Origin of the sequence: Longilinea arvoryzae (genome assembly GCF_001050235.1) — a bacterium.
Lineage (GTDB): Bacteria > Chloroflexota > Anaerolineae > Anaerolineales > Anaerolineaceae > Longilinea > Longilinea arvoryzae.
Genome location: NZ_DF967972.1, coordinates 560,651 through 576,665 on the forward strand (window position 1 = coordinate 560,651; position 16,015 = coordinate 576,665).

The 16,015-nt window shown below is 51.3% G+C and carries 15 protein-coding genes; 2 read left to right on the forward strand and 13 right to left on the reverse strand.

Going from position 1 to position 16,015, the window contains the following annotated elements; all coding sequences use genetic code 11:
• Positions 1-447 precede the first annotated feature (447 nt).
• Entirely contained in the window at positions 448-729 is a 282-nt protein-coding gene (locus LARV_RS02580) for a hypothetical protein (RefSeq protein WP_075072171.1), read from the forward strand.
• Positions 730-949: 220 nt separating this feature from the next.
• Here LARV_RS02580 and LARV_RS02585 read toward each other — a convergent pair whose 3' ends face one another.
• From LARV_RS02585 to LARV_RS02605, 4 genes are all read right to left on the reverse strand, one after another.
• Complete coding sequence (locus LARV_RS02585; RefSeq protein ID WP_075072172.1) at positions 950-1,894, reverse strand: phosphotransferase family protein; 945 nt, start codon at positions 1,892-1,894, stop codon at positions 950-952.
• Positions 1,895-2,143: 249 nt separating this feature from the next.
• Complete coding sequence (locus LARV_RS02595; RefSeq protein ID WP_075072174.1) at positions 2,144-3,148, reverse strand: C45 family autoproteolytic acyltransferase/hydolase; 1,005 nt, start codon at positions 3,146-3,148, stop codon at positions 2,144-2,146.
• Between the two features lie 695 nt (positions 3,149-3,843).
• Positions 3,844-4,437: a DUF1254 domain-containing protein gene (locus LARV_RS02600; RefSeq protein ID WP_075072175.1), complete on the reverse strand. Its 594-nt coding sequence runs from the start codon at positions 4,435-4,437 to the stop codon at positions 3,844-3,846.
• Positions 4,434-5,111 carry a DUF1214 domain-containing protein gene (locus LARV_RS02605; RefSeq protein ID WP_075072176.1) on the reverse strand — a complete coding sequence of 226 codons (678 nt, stop codon included), beginning with the start codon at positions 5,109-5,111 and terminating at the stop codon, positions 4,434-4,436. Before LARV_RS02605 ends, LARV_RS02600 begins: the two co-directional genes overlap by 4 nt.
• A 653-nt stretch (positions 5,112-5,764) precedes the next feature.
• Between LARV_RS02605 and LARV_RS02610 the strand changes: the two genes are divergently transcribed.
• Positions 5,765-7,840: an LVIVD repeat-containing protein gene (locus tag LARV_RS02610; RefSeq protein ID WP_075072177.1), complete on the forward strand. Its 2,076-nt coding sequence runs from the start codon at positions 5,765-5,767 to the stop codon at positions 7,838-7,840.
• A gap of 219 nt (positions 7,841-8,059) precedes the next feature.
• Here the strand turns inward: LARV_RS02610 and LARV_RS02615 are convergent, their stop codons facing one another.
• From LARV_RS02615 to LARV_RS20025, 9 genes are all read right to left on the reverse strand, one after another.
• Positions 8,060-8,599 (reverse strand): DinB family protein, encoded by a 540-nt coding sequence (locus LARV_RS02615; protein WP_075072178.1) that lies wholly within the window; start codon positions 8,597-8,599, stop codon positions 8,060-8,062.
• Between the two features lie 31 nt (positions 8,600-8,630).
• The gene (locus LARV_RS02620; protein ID WP_201785858.1) at positions 8,631-9,239 is read right to left on the reverse strand and encodes a putative immunity protein; all 609 of its coding nucleotides are present in this window, start codon (positions 9,237-9,239) and stop codon (positions 8,631-8,633) included.
• 165 nt (positions 9,240-9,404) lie between these two features.
• Positions 9,405-9,968 carry a shikimate kinase gene (locus LARV_RS02625; RefSeq protein WP_075072180.1) on the reverse strand — a complete coding sequence of 188 codons (564 nt, stop codon included), beginning with the start codon at positions 9,966-9,968 and terminating at the stop codon, positions 9,405-9,407.
• A gap of 163 nt (positions 9,969-10,131) precedes the next feature.
• Entirely contained in the window at positions 10,132-10,683 is a 552-nt protein-coding gene (locus LARV_RS02630; protein ID WP_075072181.1) for a cysteine hydrolase family protein, read from the reverse strand.
• A 173-nt stretch (positions 10,684-10,856) separates the two neighbouring features.
• Positions 10,857-11,450: a putative immunity protein gene (locus LARV_RS02635; protein ID WP_201785859.1), complete on the reverse strand. Its 594-nt coding sequence runs from the start codon at positions 11,448-11,450 to the stop codon at positions 10,857-10,859.
• A 73-nt stretch (positions 11,451-11,523) separates the two neighbouring features.
• Positions 11,524-12,492, reverse strand: coding sequence for a hypothetical protein (locus LARV_RS02640; RefSeq protein WP_075072183.1), 969 nt, complete (start codon positions 12,490-12,492; stop codon positions 11,524-11,526).
• A complete protein-coding gene (locus tag LARV_RS02645; protein ID WP_172797766.1) occupies positions 12,489-13,988 on the reverse strand; it encodes an ATP-binding protein in 1,500 nt (499 codons plus the stop codon). The genes LARV_RS02640 and LARV_RS02645 overlap by 4 nt, the downstream gene beginning before the upstream one ends.
• Before the next feature lie 41 nt (positions 13,989-14,029).
• Complete coding sequence (locus LARV_RS02650) at positions 14,030-15,007, reverse strand: DNA-methyltransferase (RefSeq protein ID WP_201785860.1); 978 nt, start codon at positions 15,005-15,007, stop codon at positions 14,030-14,032.
• A 671-nt stretch (positions 15,008-15,678) separates the two neighbouring features.
• Positions 15,679-15,963, reverse strand: coding sequence for a hypothetical protein (locus LARV_RS20025; RefSeq protein WP_152031666.1), 285 nt, complete (start codon positions 15,961-15,963; stop codon positions 15,679-15,681).
• Positions 15,964-16,015: the final 52 nt, after the last annotated feature.

Consider the following 16,015-nt stretch of genomic DNA (forward strand, 5'->3'; position numbering starts at 1 on the left):
TAAATTCTGTTTTGTCAAGAAAATAACGCACCGGATCCCCTGGCTCACGCCCGCGGGAGTGAGAGCCCGCCTCTGTTGGATGCGGTTTCAAACCACATCATCAGCCGGCGCGTTGACCATGAGGCCGGCCGACCAGTCTCCCAGGGCCAGGGTCCCGCCATCCGGCGACCAGCGGAGCCTGGGGCAGGTGCCGCCGGTTTCGATTAAGTTGGATGCCAGCTATAGGTTGGACAGGTTTCAGTGAATAATTGACTTGATCCTTTCTATTGTAAATTTGATGTTTTTGTGCCATTCTTTAATACGTATATAAAAAATACCGACATTTCTCCCCTGCGCAATCCAATGCTGGTTATTGTAAAGTTCTTGAAATTCGGCCAAACGAATTTGATTATTTGAACAGCCACAAAATAATATCGACAAAATGTCGGGCAAAAAGGAAGGGAACCTATGGCATCAGAAAACCTGAAAACGGATGGAAACAGGTCGATCGGCACAGTGGAAATCTATGCTCTGCTGATTTTTATCGGCTGTATTTTGGTGGGTATATTCATACCCCTTGGGTCTGCGCCTTTGATGGTCTTCTTGTTGATCTACGGTATGATCAATAGACGCAGCGAAAAGAATTCCGTCGCCTGGCGCCTATCCAGATCTGCGCTTGCCAGCGCGATCGTGCTGGCTGTGATTTCGATTGTGTTTAATCTATTTTTCCGGATGGTCTATATCAAATAATCCGGCGGCGAGAACTCGAGGGTGTAGCTGGCGCCAATTTTCAACGGCTTATTCAACATGGACCGATTTCCTACGGGTCTGACAGTGGGCGTTACGGGCGGCGGGACGGGATCCCATCTGCAGCGAGGCTGTCAATGTCTGGCATTGTTCCTCTTTATGTCCAACCGGCAGAACTCACAGGGCCGGGATGCGCCGCCCTTCTGTGTTCCGGAGATATTCTCTATATTGCGATTTCTCCAAGCAAATCATCGACGCGTCCATCCATCCAACCGACAAGGCGAGGAACCCTCCAGGATTCGGCTTGACCGGCATTCCAGATGATCTGTTGCAGTTCATGTTCAATTTGATACAGGGTCAAGCGCTGCGCAAGGTCGGGAACCCGGGTACATTTGGGGGATGCTTTGAATAGAGCGCGCAGAAATGGCCTGAAATCCAGGCCGGATTCTGGCGGATATAGGCACCAGTGAATGAGGTGGCACAATTCGAAATCCGCTTCGCCATACTGCGAACATTCCCAATCGATCACCCCTGAAAATTTGCCTTGATGAAGCAGGATATTTTTAAGATGAAAATCGTTGTGCAACAGCCGGGGGCCGGTCTGAAAACCCAACACAGCAATGGATGCCTGCAGGAACCGATAGGCTCTTTCGAAAACCCGGATACTGTCCGGCTTCAAGGGCAATTTTTCAGATTCCTGCCTGAGGTGTTCCCAATATTCTTGATGACCCTCTCGCCAGGTTCCGGAAAAGCATGGAAGCGCCGCCACATAGAGACCGATATCGTAATGCGTTCCGGTCAACTCCTGCAAATCATCCAGGAACCCGGCAACATTCTCACCGAGTTGTTTCTGTTGGGCTTCCGTAGTTTCAGGATAGACGTTTACTAAATCATCGCCCGGCAGTAAGGTCAAGAGGGTATAGTAGATCGGCCCGGTTTCCCGCTGGAGGATACCCGTGTGAATAATTTTCGGCACAAAATTAAGCGCGGCAATTCGTTTGAACTTCTCCTGTTCGAGCGCCATGGATGTTTCTGACACGCGTAAGAGAAATTCTTGATTGATCGCAAATATTTTCTTACCAAAGTTCCCGGTGATTAATTTTAGATCCCTGATTTGGATCTGATGGCTGGCGCATATCTGGCGTGCTTCGGTGAAATTGATTTCCATTTTCGATCTTCTCAAACCCGGCGACCGGGATCGTTTTTAGGATGCTGCAACGCACTCAACACTGAATTCAGGCTCAAATTATACCGGATGGCCATCCGGAAAGAGTCATCTATTCGGAAAAATTCAGGCGCAGGCGCGTGATCCCCTCTACCGACATGCCACACATCACAGCGGAAGTGAAAGGCGCGTTCGACCCTCTTCGAGGGCAGGCCCCTCTTCGAGGGCAGGCGATCGAACGCGTCTTCCATACTATGATATTTCAAGTCTGAAAAGCTTGTACTCGTTCTCGCAGGGTCTCCCATGAGCGACGTGGATTTCACCTGTACCCAGTTCAGCGACCCAGGAATAGATGGTGCCAAAGGGCTCAGACCTGGTCTCGCCATGATCACAAAGGCCAACCTCATGGTCGCTGCAAAGCCTCTTTGCAGCATCCAGGTCGATCTGGCCTTTGCGTTCATCATACCAGGCCGGGATGCGCTTCTGGTGCCGATAGACGATGTTCTCCTGACCAAGAGTGAGCTCAAGCCCGCCCATGCGTTGCGACTGGAAAAGGTTGATGGCTGCCAGCATGCCGTCTCTCGTGATGGCGACATCCACGCGTTCGGGCGCGGCCTCCACACGAGCAATGCACCCCTCCTTGTCCGCAACCAGGTACGAGATGCCCTCGTGATGCGGAATGCGCTTGAGATAATCGACAGCGCTCTGCGTATCTGAGAAGTTATCCAGCACCCAGCGTGTGACGACGTTCATGCGCAGGCCCGGCTGCGGCTTGTTCCGGTAGTAGATCGCGGCGCCAGCCATCGCAAGCCCCGCTTCATTGACGCCGTCATATCGTCCCGGATCTGCAAAGCCAAACCCGATGCTCCTTAGACCGTTCCTGGGACTCGTGTCGAAACAGGTCACCCATTGTTGATCTTCATCGCAATAGTCGTGATTGCGCGCGAAGATGGTCCGGCCATTTCGACATTGAGTTCCGGTGACAGCAACCACGTTACAGGCCGGCTGCCCATAGTAGGTTACCGTCATGTTCGACAGGATCAGATCATAGTCCCTCTGGCACGCGTCGGCCATTCCCCGGATCTCTTCGAGAAACCCCGGCGCATAAATGGCAATCTCACGCTCACATGCCTTGACGAGCGCAAGTTTGTCCTCACCCGGCGGTGTCCACCACCAGTCGAGCTTGTTTTCAGACACGATTCGCCCATATTTCAGACCCAGTTCATAGTTTGAACCTGCTATTTCAACACGTCGCATGGAATCTTCCTCTTTTGAACACGGCTGCTTTGGAAACACGCGGAGTATGAGGGCAGACGTTCGTCCTTTGTCGCCCATCAGTAGGCCTGGGAAATTCTCTCCCGGTGCACCCAACTATTAATTATACGGACTAATGAAAGACTGCTATTCCATTTGTTTATTCCATGTACGAAACTGGAACCCCTTCTTACGAAATTATTTACCTATAACTTTTGAAACCAAAATTCCTGAATGTGTGCAATCCCCTCCAAAATTCTGGAGACTTCTCGGCTTGCTTCGCGATGCGATCCATTTGAAGCATTTCCCCTTTAAATCGAGCGAGATCATTTTCTCGGATCAAAATTAAAAAACGCCCTCCATTCCCGGAGAGCGCTTCTCAAATTCTGAATGAAAAAAATAATGAGCCATCACCGGCTGGACCTTATCCTCTGCGAGAATTTTTCCAATAAACCAGCATGTTTCTTCGATTGCCATCTTCGCGCAATTTTCACCCCTACCGAGTGCAGGCGCGTCACCATCTCGACCGACATGCCGATCTCAACAGCCGATCCCCCAGGCGGTTGAAGGCGAATGATGCGCCTAAAATATCCCTTCGGGGTACAGGTGCCCCTTCGGGGTACAGGTGCCCCTTCGGGGTACAGGTGCCCCTTCGGGGTACAGGTGCCCCTTCGGGGTACAGGCCGAACGCACCCTATCTATGGACCGGGTTGCCATCCGCTTAGCGGTGTCAGTTGGATCTGCTTCGAAAGAGCATGGGCAGCCGGCAGGTCGCTGTCGCCGAACACGAGCACGCGTCCGAACACGAGCACCGAATTGTTCGGCGAGGATATGCGCGGCATGCCGCCCGGCACCTGTCCTTCCCAGCCGGGGCCGCTCACGAGGTAGTCGCCCGCCTGCGTGCCCGTGGCGCGTTTGCCGACGTAGGCAAAATTGGTGTTGTCCGATGGATCGGTGAACTGCACGCTGTAGTAGCGACCGGCCATTTCCGGCACATGTAAGACCTGGGGTCCTTTTGAAAGATCGAGCCAGCCGGCCGTCATGAGTGTGTCGCGGTTCACACCCGTTGTCGCCAGTTTTGAGGCCGAGGCAGGCACGTGGAGGGGATCTGCAAAAAGCGTTTGGGGCTCCGTATAGAGCGTGTTGATCGGAATGGGGCCGTCGCCGAACCCTTTATCGAGAATCGCTCTCTTGAATACCGACAGAAGCAGGCGTGGCCAAAAGTAGGTGAAAAGAAACCATGCCGCGACCATGACCGAACCGAATATCAGCAAATGCTCCAGAGGTGTCATGATTTCACCTCGACCACCGGCGGCACCCTATACTCGCCACTGAGAATGGCCGCGCCGGGTATGTACACGCGCAGCCAGAGGATGAACTTGCCCGAAGGCGCGGGCAGCCAGTTGGACTCGCGCCCTGCCGGAATCGTGTTCTGAATGCAAATATCGACCGAACCGTCGGCATTTGGCACGAGACCCGAGCGGTCGCTGACGCTGTACCGATGAATCGGATTCGCCACAAAGTGATTCCGCGCATCCCCCATGGTGATCGACCAGAATGCATTGTTCGGCGGAAGTTGGCCTGCCGGAAAGTGCATGACGTAGTCGTGCACTCCGGAGAGCGCATGGCCCGCGCCATCCGTGTTCGTCCACCAATACATCGCCTCTTGCGGAATGTTCACCGGGCCGGGAAAGTACTGGGCGTGGGCGGCTCGCAGCAACATGCCGTTGCCGGGGACGCCCAATCCAACCATGGTGATCCAGCCGTTGACCTTCCTGGCCTTGATCCGCGCATAAATTTGAGCCGTGACAAAGGCCAGCGCGAAGCCGATGAGGATGCCCTGCACAATGTCACTCCGCACAGTTCTTGAACCGGTAAAAAAGTGGCCCAAGAAGAATGCATAGATGATGAAAAAGCCGCATATCCCGCCGTTGAGTATCACCAGATAAGTGGTTGTTCTGCTCATATTGATTATTGTATCCCGTATGGCGTTGGGGTGTTGGCTGGACCTGCTTCGCGGACCCATAGGCGGTCGGAAGATCGCTGTACACGAGGTTGCGGCCGAGGGCAAGCACCGGGTTGTTCGGAAAGCAAACTAATTTGCCGCTCTCTCTGCATAGATTATCCTTTCGACTTCCATCAAAGGAATCCCTCTTTTCACCGGTTTCAGGTAGTGCTCTTCCTATTCAACATTCCCTGCTGTTCCAACTCTCGCCAGGCAGATTGGCCCAGGAATGTACCTGCCGCTTCGGGTTCCATATTTCTTCCCGGCTGATTGGATCCAGTGCGCCACTCTTCATTATATAGAATATGGATATGCTGCAATTAACAACCCATAACGCCGGCATAGTATCCGGAGGACGCAACTTGATCCAGAATGCTTGATTCGACCGCAACCGAATCTCGTGCTTTTACCACGATCCACAGACAGGGTATGGGTGGAGATTCGAGGGTCCAGGATTGTTGCATCGCCGCGGGTGGAAAAAGAATACAATGAAGATAAATGGAATGAGAAATCCACGGCTCCGGCGTTTCGCCGTGCGCCGGGCATCCTCGATACCCAGATTGGATTGGAAACGGCCCCGGGTTTTCGGGGACGGGTCATGGGAGGTGACGAAGATGATCCAAAGGATGCTGGTGTTCTTCGTATTGGCCGGGATGCTGGTTTCCTGCGCGAGCGTGACGCCGCCCACCCCGCCAGCCGCAACTCCCGGCGCAACCCGGATCCCAACGATTGCGCCAACGGCATCCCTCACCCCGGCGCCAACCAGCGACCGGACGCTCGAGCGCCTCGCGCAGACCGGCGGGAGCATCAACGGCATCACCGTGATGGGCGACCTGGCCTACGTCGGCCTGGGACCCCGCGTGGCAGTCATCGACCTCCGCCAACCGGAAAGCCCGCGGCTGGTCAGCCAGAGTGAGCCGCTGCCCGGTCTTGTCAGCCAGTTGATCCAGGTTTCCGGCGGCCGGGCCGCGCGCCTGCTGGTCAACGCCGGGAAATACCTGGTCCTGATGGATGGTTCCGACCCGGAAGCCATCCTTCCCATCCGCCGGTTGGACCTGGGCGGGGCGATCACGGCCATGGTGTGGGATGAGCGCGCCAACATCCTGTACGCCGGCGGGTCGATCTACCAGCGTCCCTTTTCACTGGGCTATACCGGCTTCGTCTCGGCGGTCGGCCTCGGGCCGGATGACGATCTCAAGGTGATGAGCACGGTTGCCCTGCCCGCCCGGGTCCTCAGCCTGGCGCTGGGCCAGGCGAGCCTGTTTGCCGGGGCGGAAGGCGAGGAGAGCGGGCTGTACCATGTGCGGGTGAGCACGCCCGGCAGCCTGTCCGCGCCCCGCCGCGTGATTGCCTCGACGCCTGAAGATCCCCTGCAGCCCACCTCCATGCAGGTGATTGGCGACCGTTTATACCTGGGTTACCGGTCGATCGATGCGTACGATATCACGAACCCCGACCAACCCGCGCGGGCCTGGCGAGTGTATGCATCCATCGTGGTGAAAAGCTTCCAGGTGGCCGGCGAACAGGTCATCGCTTTTGGCTGGACCATCACCAATGAGTTCATGCTGAACACGATCACCCCATCTGAGCCCATCCAGGGCGCTCCGATTGGGGTCATCTCTTCCGTCACGGCGATGCACGGCACAGGTTTTCTGGTTGCCTACAATGACCTCGAGATCCATGACGCGGTCGACCCGCAAACTCCCCGCCTGGTGGGGAGCTTCAAGGCGCCGGTGACGCATGCCATCGATGCGGCGGCCGGCGATAGCGCCGTTTTCGTGGTCGACAACGGGACGGGGGCCAGCAACAGCGGCGCGATCCTGCGGGGCTTCCGTCTTCCTGATCTCGAACCCCTCGGCCAGGCGCCGATCGAATTCCCCGTCGGATCGGGCTGGTATGCGTACGATGGGATGGCCCTGGAAGGCGATCGGGTCTATATCGCCAAAGCGGACGGAGTGTGGGCCTATGCCATCAGCGGTTCAGAACCCACCCTGCTGGGCAAGGTCGCGCTCGAGGATGAGCGGTTCGAAGCCATCGCGGCGACCCGGTTGGACGGGAAGAGGCTGCTGCTAACCGCGCAATCCACTGAGGATCACTTTATCACGCTGAAGGTCTACGACCTGACCGATCTGCAGAATCCAAACCGGCCGGGCGATCCGTTGACGCTCGATCAGGGATCGGGAGTGCAGATGGTCTGGAACGGAGCGGCCATCGATCTTCTCCTGGACAGAAGCTATTTTTCGCCGGAAAGCGACCGGCTATATGCCATTACGTATGAAAATCGTGCGTTGGAACGGAAGCAATCGCTCGAGATACCCGGTTACATCGAAGGCATGGCAGCCGGTGAAGGCTTCCTGCTGCTGACCGGCATCGACGAGTCGCTGAGCGAAGCGTTCGTCCTGGTGGTCGAGAGCGGGCCGTTGAAGATCGCGTCGCGGACGACCCTGCCCGAAGTCGGGTTGGGAGTCGCCGCGGTGGGGGATCAGGCCCGGGTTGTGGCGGGCGGCGGTGAGGCCGGCGCGGCGCAATTGCTGACCCTCGACGTTCACGACCTCGCCGATCCACGCCAGGTGGACGCGCTGGACATTGCCAGCAGCCAAAACAATGCGGTGCCCATTCTGGCGACCCCTTCCTATGTGATCCTGGCGAACGGCTCCGGCGGGGTCGAGGTTCTGGCGTTCGGGCGTTGATTTGAAGGCTGCTGCCGGCACTGCTTGCGAGCCTCAGGCGTCCGGCGGCAGGCTCAGGCCGCGGATGCCTTTATCCAGCGCGTTGAGCAGCCCGTCCAGCTGTTAGGCGTACGGTCAGATCCAGTTCCTGGCAACCTCGATACCGATGCGAACCCGGTCGGCTCCGAAACTGCTTTGATAATTCCGGATGACATACTTATGCATCGCCTGGCCTGCGACTCACCGGCGGACTGGGGCGTCCGGTGATGGTGGTGTTGGGTGAGAGTTATGGTTGACCCACTTGCGGATCTGTGTCTTCGCCCAGGCATAATGATTGCAGGTGTTGCCGGCGACATAGTCGGCCAACAGCAACTTCCCCGTCCAATCTATCCTGCCATGTCCAAACAGATCTTCCTCTGACATTGCTTCAATCGCGGTCAAAACTTGCTTATACGATTTATTGAACTCGGAAATTACCTCGTTGAGCGGGCGGTCTTTGTTTTTCTCATAGATGGCTTGATTTAATCGGTCGATTTTCTTGCGGGACATGCCGACCGGCAGTATGGTTGAGGAACCGCCCCGCAAGCCAGCCTGATACCACTCAAGCAGGAGACGCTCCCAGGCGGCCAGGTGAGCGAGAATATCTTTGACCGACCAGTCTCCGGTCACCCCGGGTTGTTCCAGTTCATCATTCGTCAATTCAGACAGGCAATTTTCCAGGCGGTTGCGCTCAGTCTGAATATCCCGCAATAGTTGATCTTTACTGGTCTGCTTTACCATGTTTTTCCGACATTCTGCCTTACAGCCGGAGTCAATTCGTTAAATAATTATATCCCCCCAATGGAACAAACCGACTGCGGATGCCCGCATCCAGTTGGACCATGAGCTGGTCCAGGCGGGTCTTGCCGGGCGAACGGGCAGGCATCTGCAGCAGAATGGCGCGCGCTTCAGCAGGGATGCACTCAACCGCCCGGCGCACTTCAGCCTCGCCGATGGCTGCATCGCCGCCACCGGCCAGCTCGACCGCCAATGCGGCATAGGCCGCCGGGCCGAGGATGTGTTTGGTTTGCCCGACGTCCGCCAACGGGTGCGTGTACGCGGACGATGCGGCAAAGCCCGCGGCGCGCGCAGCGGCGGCCGCGGCCGGATCGTTAACCTCGCGGGCGGCAGCCAGCGCTGCCAGGGCCAGCGTGCGCAGTTGCGCGGTGCGCCTTTCCCCGCCGGCAAAGGCGCGGATGCCCTCAATCGCCGCGCGGGGGCGGAGATCGGTGGGAGCGTGGCGTTCGAAGAGCGGCAGCGCGCGTTCGGCGCAGTCCGCGGCCCAGCCGGCAAGGATGCGGAGGGTGTCGAGGGTGAGGGAAAAGTAGGATTTTTCGCCGCCCATAATGCACCTTCTAAAATTGATACCTGATCTCGTCAATGTTACCCCGTACGCCGAATGCGTCCGCCTGACGGAATGCGTTAGCCGCGGTGGGGCGGGAAAGCAGGACAAATATTATTTTAGCGCCACTTTTGGCAAGCCGACGCAGTTTTGAGTGATGCAAGCCAACTGTCCAATTGGAGCTGGTGAAGGGCCGCATTTTTCTCAATGAACAACAAGAGCGAGAATCTCATTCCCCGTTTCTTCAGGCAGCTTGCCTTTAGTGAAAACAATATGCTTAGCTATTGTGAAGTAAGCTCCGTTCTCCAGGAAATGTCGATTGAAGTCAAAGTTTAGATCCACCGGAGGATTTTTATCTCTGCTTTTCAAAATTTGAAGGGATTCTTCCAAGTCAGGAGAAGGTAAGATCAGGAAGATATTGGGGTAGGAGCTTAGTGCGCGTTGTATTCGGATAAGACTTTCCCGGCTTTCTGAAACACCGTTACCAGCTCCCAGATCAAAAATGCAGTTATGATGATCAGCCAACATGCGCTCGATAGCATATGCATCAAAGAGATTCCAGTAAAGAAAAAGAGCAAGAAAGCCACCATGTTGGCGGAAAGACTCAGCGAGCTTTTCATCATAGCCGATTTCTTGATAATAGTTTCGACGCAGATTATCGAGCGATACTTGAGGCTTACCAAGTGTTTCAGAAAGCAATTTGCCCAGAGTGCTTTTTCCGGTTCGAACTGGTCCGATCAATATAATTTCTGAGTTCGTGGTGGACATTGCAACTCGATTTCCAGGATCAATACCACCCTGCCCCATGTTCATATAAAGCGACCCCACAATTAATTATACGGATTCACGCCACAAAAACTGCTTGAAAAACGCGCACGCCGCAAAGCGGAAGTCCCACTGGTCGATTGCACGCTGGGTTGGGCAGCCCGGCTTACAATTGAGATCCGGATTGCAGCCACTCGATGACGCTTGCCGCTGGCAAAACTTTGACTTCATTTCTTGGAAGGATCAAGTTTTTCCACATCCAGTTGTGGTGACGAATAATCGATTTGGCATCCAGGTGTGGCTTATCCCTGGTTGTGTGCGCATCTTCAACAACCACCACATCATAATTTCGACTCGCAGCCGCGCGGATGGTGGTATCGACACAAAAATCAGTTGCACAGCCTGTGATGATGATCTCCCGGGCACGATATTGTTCGAGGAGATCCGCCAAATTGGTTTCATAGAACGCATCACAAGCCTGTTTGTGCACCAACAAATCTGGATCTGCCCGTTCAAGAATCGGAAGGATTTCCCAACCTTGTGTTCCTCGCTGAAGACCGCCCTTGTCTTCATGCTGGATGAATATCACGACGCCCCCGGTCGCGCGCACCACCCTGGCGAGCTCATTGATGCGCTGGATGACACCCTTGGCGTCGTAACGGGGTGAGTTTCCTTCAAACAATCCCACTTGCATATCGACCACCAGAAGAGCTCTCATTCCATAACCTCACTTCGCTGAATTGGGCAGCCTGACTATTAATTATACGGAACATTGATAGGCTGCAATCAGGCAATCAAAAACCAAAAGCGCTCTCCAATGGTGCAGAGCGCTTCAACTTTCAACCAGGGCCAGCGAATCACCGGCCGGGCCATCGCCCGCGCAGGCCGGCGTCAGGCTTCGCGTGGCAGGCTCGGGGCGCGGATGCCTTTATCCAGCGCGTAGAGCAGACCCTCCAGGCGGCTTTTCCCCGGCTGGCGGGCCGGCATTTGCAGCAGCAGCTCGCGCACTTCCGCGGGGACCTGCTCGATCGCCCGGTGCACTTCAGCCTCGCCGATGGCTGCATCGCCGCCGCCGGCCAGCTCGGGCGCCAGCGCGGCATAGGCCGCCGGGCCGAGGATGTGTTTGGTCTGCTGGACATCCGCCAGGGGATGCGTGTACGCGGACGCTGCCGCAAAACCCGCGGCGCGCGCGGCGGCGGCCGCAGCCGGATCGTTGACCTCGCGGGCGGCAGCCAGCGCCGCCAGGGCCAGCGTGCGCAACAATGCCGTGCGTTTGCCGCCAGCGGCAAAGGCACGGATGCCTGAAAGGGCCGCGCGCGGACGCGGATCAGTTGGGGCGTGGCGTTCGAAGAGCGGCAGGGCGCGATCGGCGCAATCGGCGGCCCAGCCGGCAAGGATGCGCAGCGTGTCGAGGGAGAGGGGGAAGTAGGATTTGTCAGCCATCTTTATTGCGGCCAGGTGATTTATGATTCGGAAGAATGCCACGCCGCTAGTTGGAAAAGCGAGGGGGCAAGGGACGGCGCGTTTAAAAAAACTGAGCACACCTTACTCACTCTTTTTATCTGATAGGGTTCACCTCACCATCTTCATTAATAAAGCCAACCTGTTGAAAAATATTGCGAATCCCGTTATGGTATTCTGTTAATACCTGCGCAGCAGCATCCGGATTTATATGGAAGTTGAAAACCCACGTTACCATAGGGGCACCACCGCCACCTGTATACGAATAATTATGTACTGTACTAATTATCCAGCCATTATTACTGGCATATTGCACAAGCAGCTTTGGAATTAATACCATTAAAACTTTTTGCATTTCCCTTTGAGTAATGTTGGTAAAATCTATTTGACCACTGAAAAGAGATACAGCGATCTTTTCCCCTAAGTGGATTATCAACAATTCTTTAAAAGTGGCATCGTAGTTGCAATTATCAATCAATAATTTAATTACCTGTGCATTCACAATATTATTCCAAAATATCTCACCATGAAGGGTTAAGCACAATGACCAATCTATTCTGTCTTCCCTATGTAATAAACTAAATTTTTTTATCCATTCGATAACGGGGATAGCAATTTCATTTACAGTTTCACCAACTTTTATTGGTTCATTCAAATCTAAATTAATAATTTTAGCTTTGCAGTAAATAATCTCATCTTTGTTTTCCGGAAAATTACGTTGACCATCTCCCTTAATTAAACTTTGAATAGGCATCTGTAAAACATTCATGCCAGGATATCGTCTCAAGAGTTCAATTTGAGCTGCTTTTGATGATTCTAAAGCGACTATTTTGTGAGAATCTTCACTATGAATGGCTCCAGTTTCTGTCCGTCTAACGATTCCATGTTCAATAAGTAGATTGATTTCCCCTCCCAATCTTCCAGGTAAAGTTAAATATAAAGGATAATGAGAATCATATCCCTCCTGTTCAGCCCTTTGGATCTCATCTAACCATAAATGCCTAACGAAATTCTTTTCGGGGCGGTTAGCCGCCATTGCATCATCGATGGGTCGTTGGTGGATCATCCCCTAAACCTCTTTGTTAGTTTCTCAACGAATTTAGCCAATTGATCAGAAGATAGAAATTCTTTCCCGATATCCAAAATAATTTCATAAATTTCGTCAATAGAATATTTCTTTAGCAATTGTGATCTACCTAAAGTTTCAGTAGTTGCTCCCGTCCACGATTGTGTAATCTGCTTAGGTTCTTCTAACGGCAAGGACAGACTTGCTTCCTCTAACTGCTCGGTTATTCTTGTTTCAATAACGCGCGCTTGTTCTATTTTTCTTATTTCCCCTTGCTTGTTATATATATCTGTCCGGATCGAACTAATGAAGGTAGATAGGAATTGATGAACAGCAAGTTGCAGCTCAACATACGCCTCGTGAGTAATTCGGAATGTTTTGCGATCTATAACCATTGCATCTTCCAACCTGTCATCTGCGTATATCTCTGCAGAAATCCAGTTTTGGAATAGTGCAGCGGTTGTAGGGGAAAATTTCATATATTCTCCATCATAACCTCCAACGGCAGCACCTCTCACTCTGATAAGGATGCCACGTAATTCGGAAGGATAAATAATTCCATGTTGAGCGTAAAAATAACCCCTTGCACTTATATGCTCACCTTGGTAATTAAATTCACGGATTATCGATACTTTTTCCTTTTCAAATACAATAGGCTTTCTCAATTCAGTTCCATCTATAAACGCTGAAAAGTCCAATCTTTTGACCGCAGCAGATATATCATCAAGAAATTCATATTTATTTTCGAGCCCGGGCCAATTATCAAAATATCGGACTGGTACATTCAAGGCAATGGATAACATATTCTCAGAGTAAGAATCAAACTCTTTCCAGCTTTTAGGGCCTTTTCCAAGTATTTTATTAATGCTCTCGGGTTGCAGTCCATATAAAGTTTTATTTCCTGAAGAGTGCGGAGAAATTCCCGCTCCTTCTAATATCTTCCTCGCATCCCCGATAATATTCTTTAAAGTGATATAAGTATAATGATCATCAATAGGAGCCTCTTCCACAGTTCCGAAATAATCTGCTTTAGATATCTCCGGGCTTCCTTCAATTCTTCGTTGGGCAGGATCCTTTCTCATCTCACCGAAATTTATCGTGACTTTTAGTAACTCGCTACTACCTTGCTTTGTCGATTCAATTTCCATAACATTACAGATTTCATTTGCTGCTATAAAACCAATCCCTATTTTCCCAATTTTCGGACGTCCGGATTCCGTTATATCAGATGTCTCTCGTTTGTGAGATTCGCTAATTCGGTCAAAGTGTCTCTGGAATTCGGTTTTATTTAATCCTATTCCATCATCAGCAAGAATAATTTGATTCGCATCTGGTTTTAGGAAAACATCGACCCTTTTTGCATCAGCGTCATAGGAATTATTTATTAATTCTTTTAGGCAAGCTGCAGGAGATTCATATAAACCTGAACTGATATGATCAATAATGCGAGCTGCTACTTTAATCTCTCCACTAAAAGTTGCATTATTGGTGCTCACAATATTCTCCTCCTGCTTCTTCAAATGACCCGAAAGCAAAGCTATTCTTTATCTTGATAATAAATGGATGACGCGTCTTTTATCCACTCATCAGGGATTTTTGCGACATTTTCGGTAGATGGTTCATATATCGGTTTCCCTAACGGACGAGTTCGTAACTCTCCTCTAGCAAGTTGCACAATTCTTTCTTTTGCAATTTCAACATACTGCATTTCTTTTTCACTTCCTAAAGCTTTCCTGTTATGTAAGATAGCTGCAAGCAAAGTAGATCCTACTCCCATGTAGGGATCCAGCACTCGTCCGTTTTCATCTGTAAGCGCCAGAACACATCTTTCGACTAACTCGACCGGGAATTGACATGGGTGGATTGTCTTTTCAATATGATGCGCCTTAACATTAGGAATTTCCCAAATGCCATCTTCCCATTCCGAAATCCAATTTCGTTTTTCTATTTCCCAATAATCCGAAGGATTTTTTCCTTTCGGGTTTCCAGAAATTTGCCCCCTTTGTGGACCTTTACTATGCTTTTTTCCAGGGTATTTCGCCGGAACCCTTACAGGGTCAAGGTTGAATATATATTCATCCGATTTAGAAAACCACAAAATAGTTTCATAGCGCCCAGAAAACCTATTTGTTGTATGTAAACCATGCCCGAATCTCCAGACTATTCTATTCCTTAGGTACATTCCCTGATCTTTAAACATTTTGTAATAAAAGATATCTAAGGGAAACACCTCTCCATGGCTAACGTAATTGCCAACTTGCCAACAAATACTGCCTGTTTCTTTCATGATTTTACACATCAGAGGAATAATCTCCTCTTGTTCTCGTACATATTCGGAAATAGAAACGTTCTCTTCGTATTCCTTTCCAGTATTGTAAGGGGGAGATGCCACAATTAAATCAATGGATTTCTCCGGAATAGATTTAACGAAATCAATAGCCATACCGTGGTAAATGACCACATCAGATGTCTCGGTAAAATTATCACTAATTGTCAAGTCCTGATTCTCGGTCAACTTCCAAATCTCCTAAACAAACAAATAATACAATCTTGCCAAAGCTCCTGCTAGCAACCTTGACATTGATGATTAACTCAGAATTAACATGCAGCGCTAAATTACTACAGACGTCTAGCTATTAATTACACAGTACAATGATTGGTGACGAGTAGACCGATTCACTAATCTCCTTAGGAACTATATGGTGGAAAAACGCTTGGCTTTCCAAGCCATTCAAGCATGATCAAACCTCCACTAAAATTATATATCAGAAATTACACACCAAGCTCACCGGAGCTGTCAAACCACTCAAAACCCGGAAAGCTGTTTATTGGTATCCATGACGCAGCACAATCCCCTATCCTGCCAAATCGAAAGCGTAATCCATTTCAGGCAACAAATAGGGTGTGTTCGTTTTTTGAACACGCCGCTCACCGACGCACCTCTCCAACTTTCCGCCATCACTCTCCCATCCCTCCACCCTCAACACTCGCTCGCCCTTACCCAATTCTTCTCATAATATCCCGTGCGCATGAAGCAGTGAAAGCTTGATCACAGCCAATTGCACACCGTCTGGCTGCATAGCAATGCGTGGGCAAGTTAATACCGTGAAATAATTGGCGTTTTCCCCACATGGTCGGCGATTTTTGAACATAGGCGAGAATAGAATGATTTGGAAATCAGTGCGTTCAAAAATCGAACGCACCTTTCGGACTTTCCGTGATTCGAATATAGCCTGGCATTGCTGAAATACCATTTATTACATGCAGATCTTGCCGAATTTGTAAAAAAGGTGATTCTAAATAATCTTTCTCGGTTTCAAAAATAACATAGCCATTGGCGTCGAATAGCGCACCTGGAAAATTTCTTAACTGGTGATACCACTTTCCGTCCTCGCGATATAAGGCATGTTTTGCGCCAACGTTCCATAATTCGTTGAGATATTTTCCTGATAGATTGTTTAGATTTGTCATAATATTTACTTAGCCCTTATAGTATTAGTTTTTTGTGGTGTCACATATAACT

Bases quoted from the DNA above. Each gene is read 5' to 3' on its own strand.
- LARV_RS02580 (WP_075072171.1), top strand. From the start codon at position 448: ATGGCATCAGAAAACCTGAAAACGGATGGAAACAGGTCGATCGGCACA.
- LARV_RS02585 (WP_075072172.1), bottom strand. From the start codon at position 1,894: ATGGAAATCAATTTCACCGAAGCACGCCAGATATGCGCCAGCCATCAG.
- LARV_RS02595 (WP_075072174.1), bottom strand. From the start codon at position 3,148: ATGCGACGTGTTGAAATAGCAGGTTCAAACTATGAACTGGGTCTGAAA.
- LARV_RS02600 (WP_075072175.1), bottom strand. From the start codon at position 4,437: ATGACACCTCTGGAGCATTTGCTGATATTCGGTTCGGTCATGGTCGCG.
- LARV_RS02605 (WP_075072176.1), bottom strand. From the start codon at position 5,111: ATGAGCAGAACAACCACTTATCTGGTGATACTCAACGGCGGGATATGC.
- LARV_RS02610 (WP_075072177.1), top strand. From the start codon at position 5,765: ATGATCCAAAGGATGCTGGTGTTCTTCGTATTGGCCGGGATGCTGGTT.
- LARV_RS02615 (WP_075072178.1), bottom strand. From the start codon at position 8,599: ATGGTAAAGCAGACCAGTAAAGATCAACTATTGCGGGATATTCAGACT.
- LARV_RS02625 (WP_075072180.1), bottom strand. From the start codon at position 9,968: ATGTCCACCACGAACTCAGAAATTATATTGATCGGACCAGTTCGAACC.
- LARV_RS02630 (WP_075072181.1), bottom strand. From the start codon at position 10,683: ATGAGAGCTCTTCTGGTGGTCGATATGCAAGTGGGATTGTTTGAAGGA.
- LARV_RS02640 (WP_075072183.1), bottom strand. From the start codon at position 12,492: ATGATCCACCAACGACCCATCGATGATGCAATGGCGGCTAACCGCCCC.
- LARV_RS20025 (WP_152031666.1), bottom strand. From the start codon at position 15,963: ATGACAAATCTAAACAATCTATCAGGAAAATATCTCAACGAATTATGG.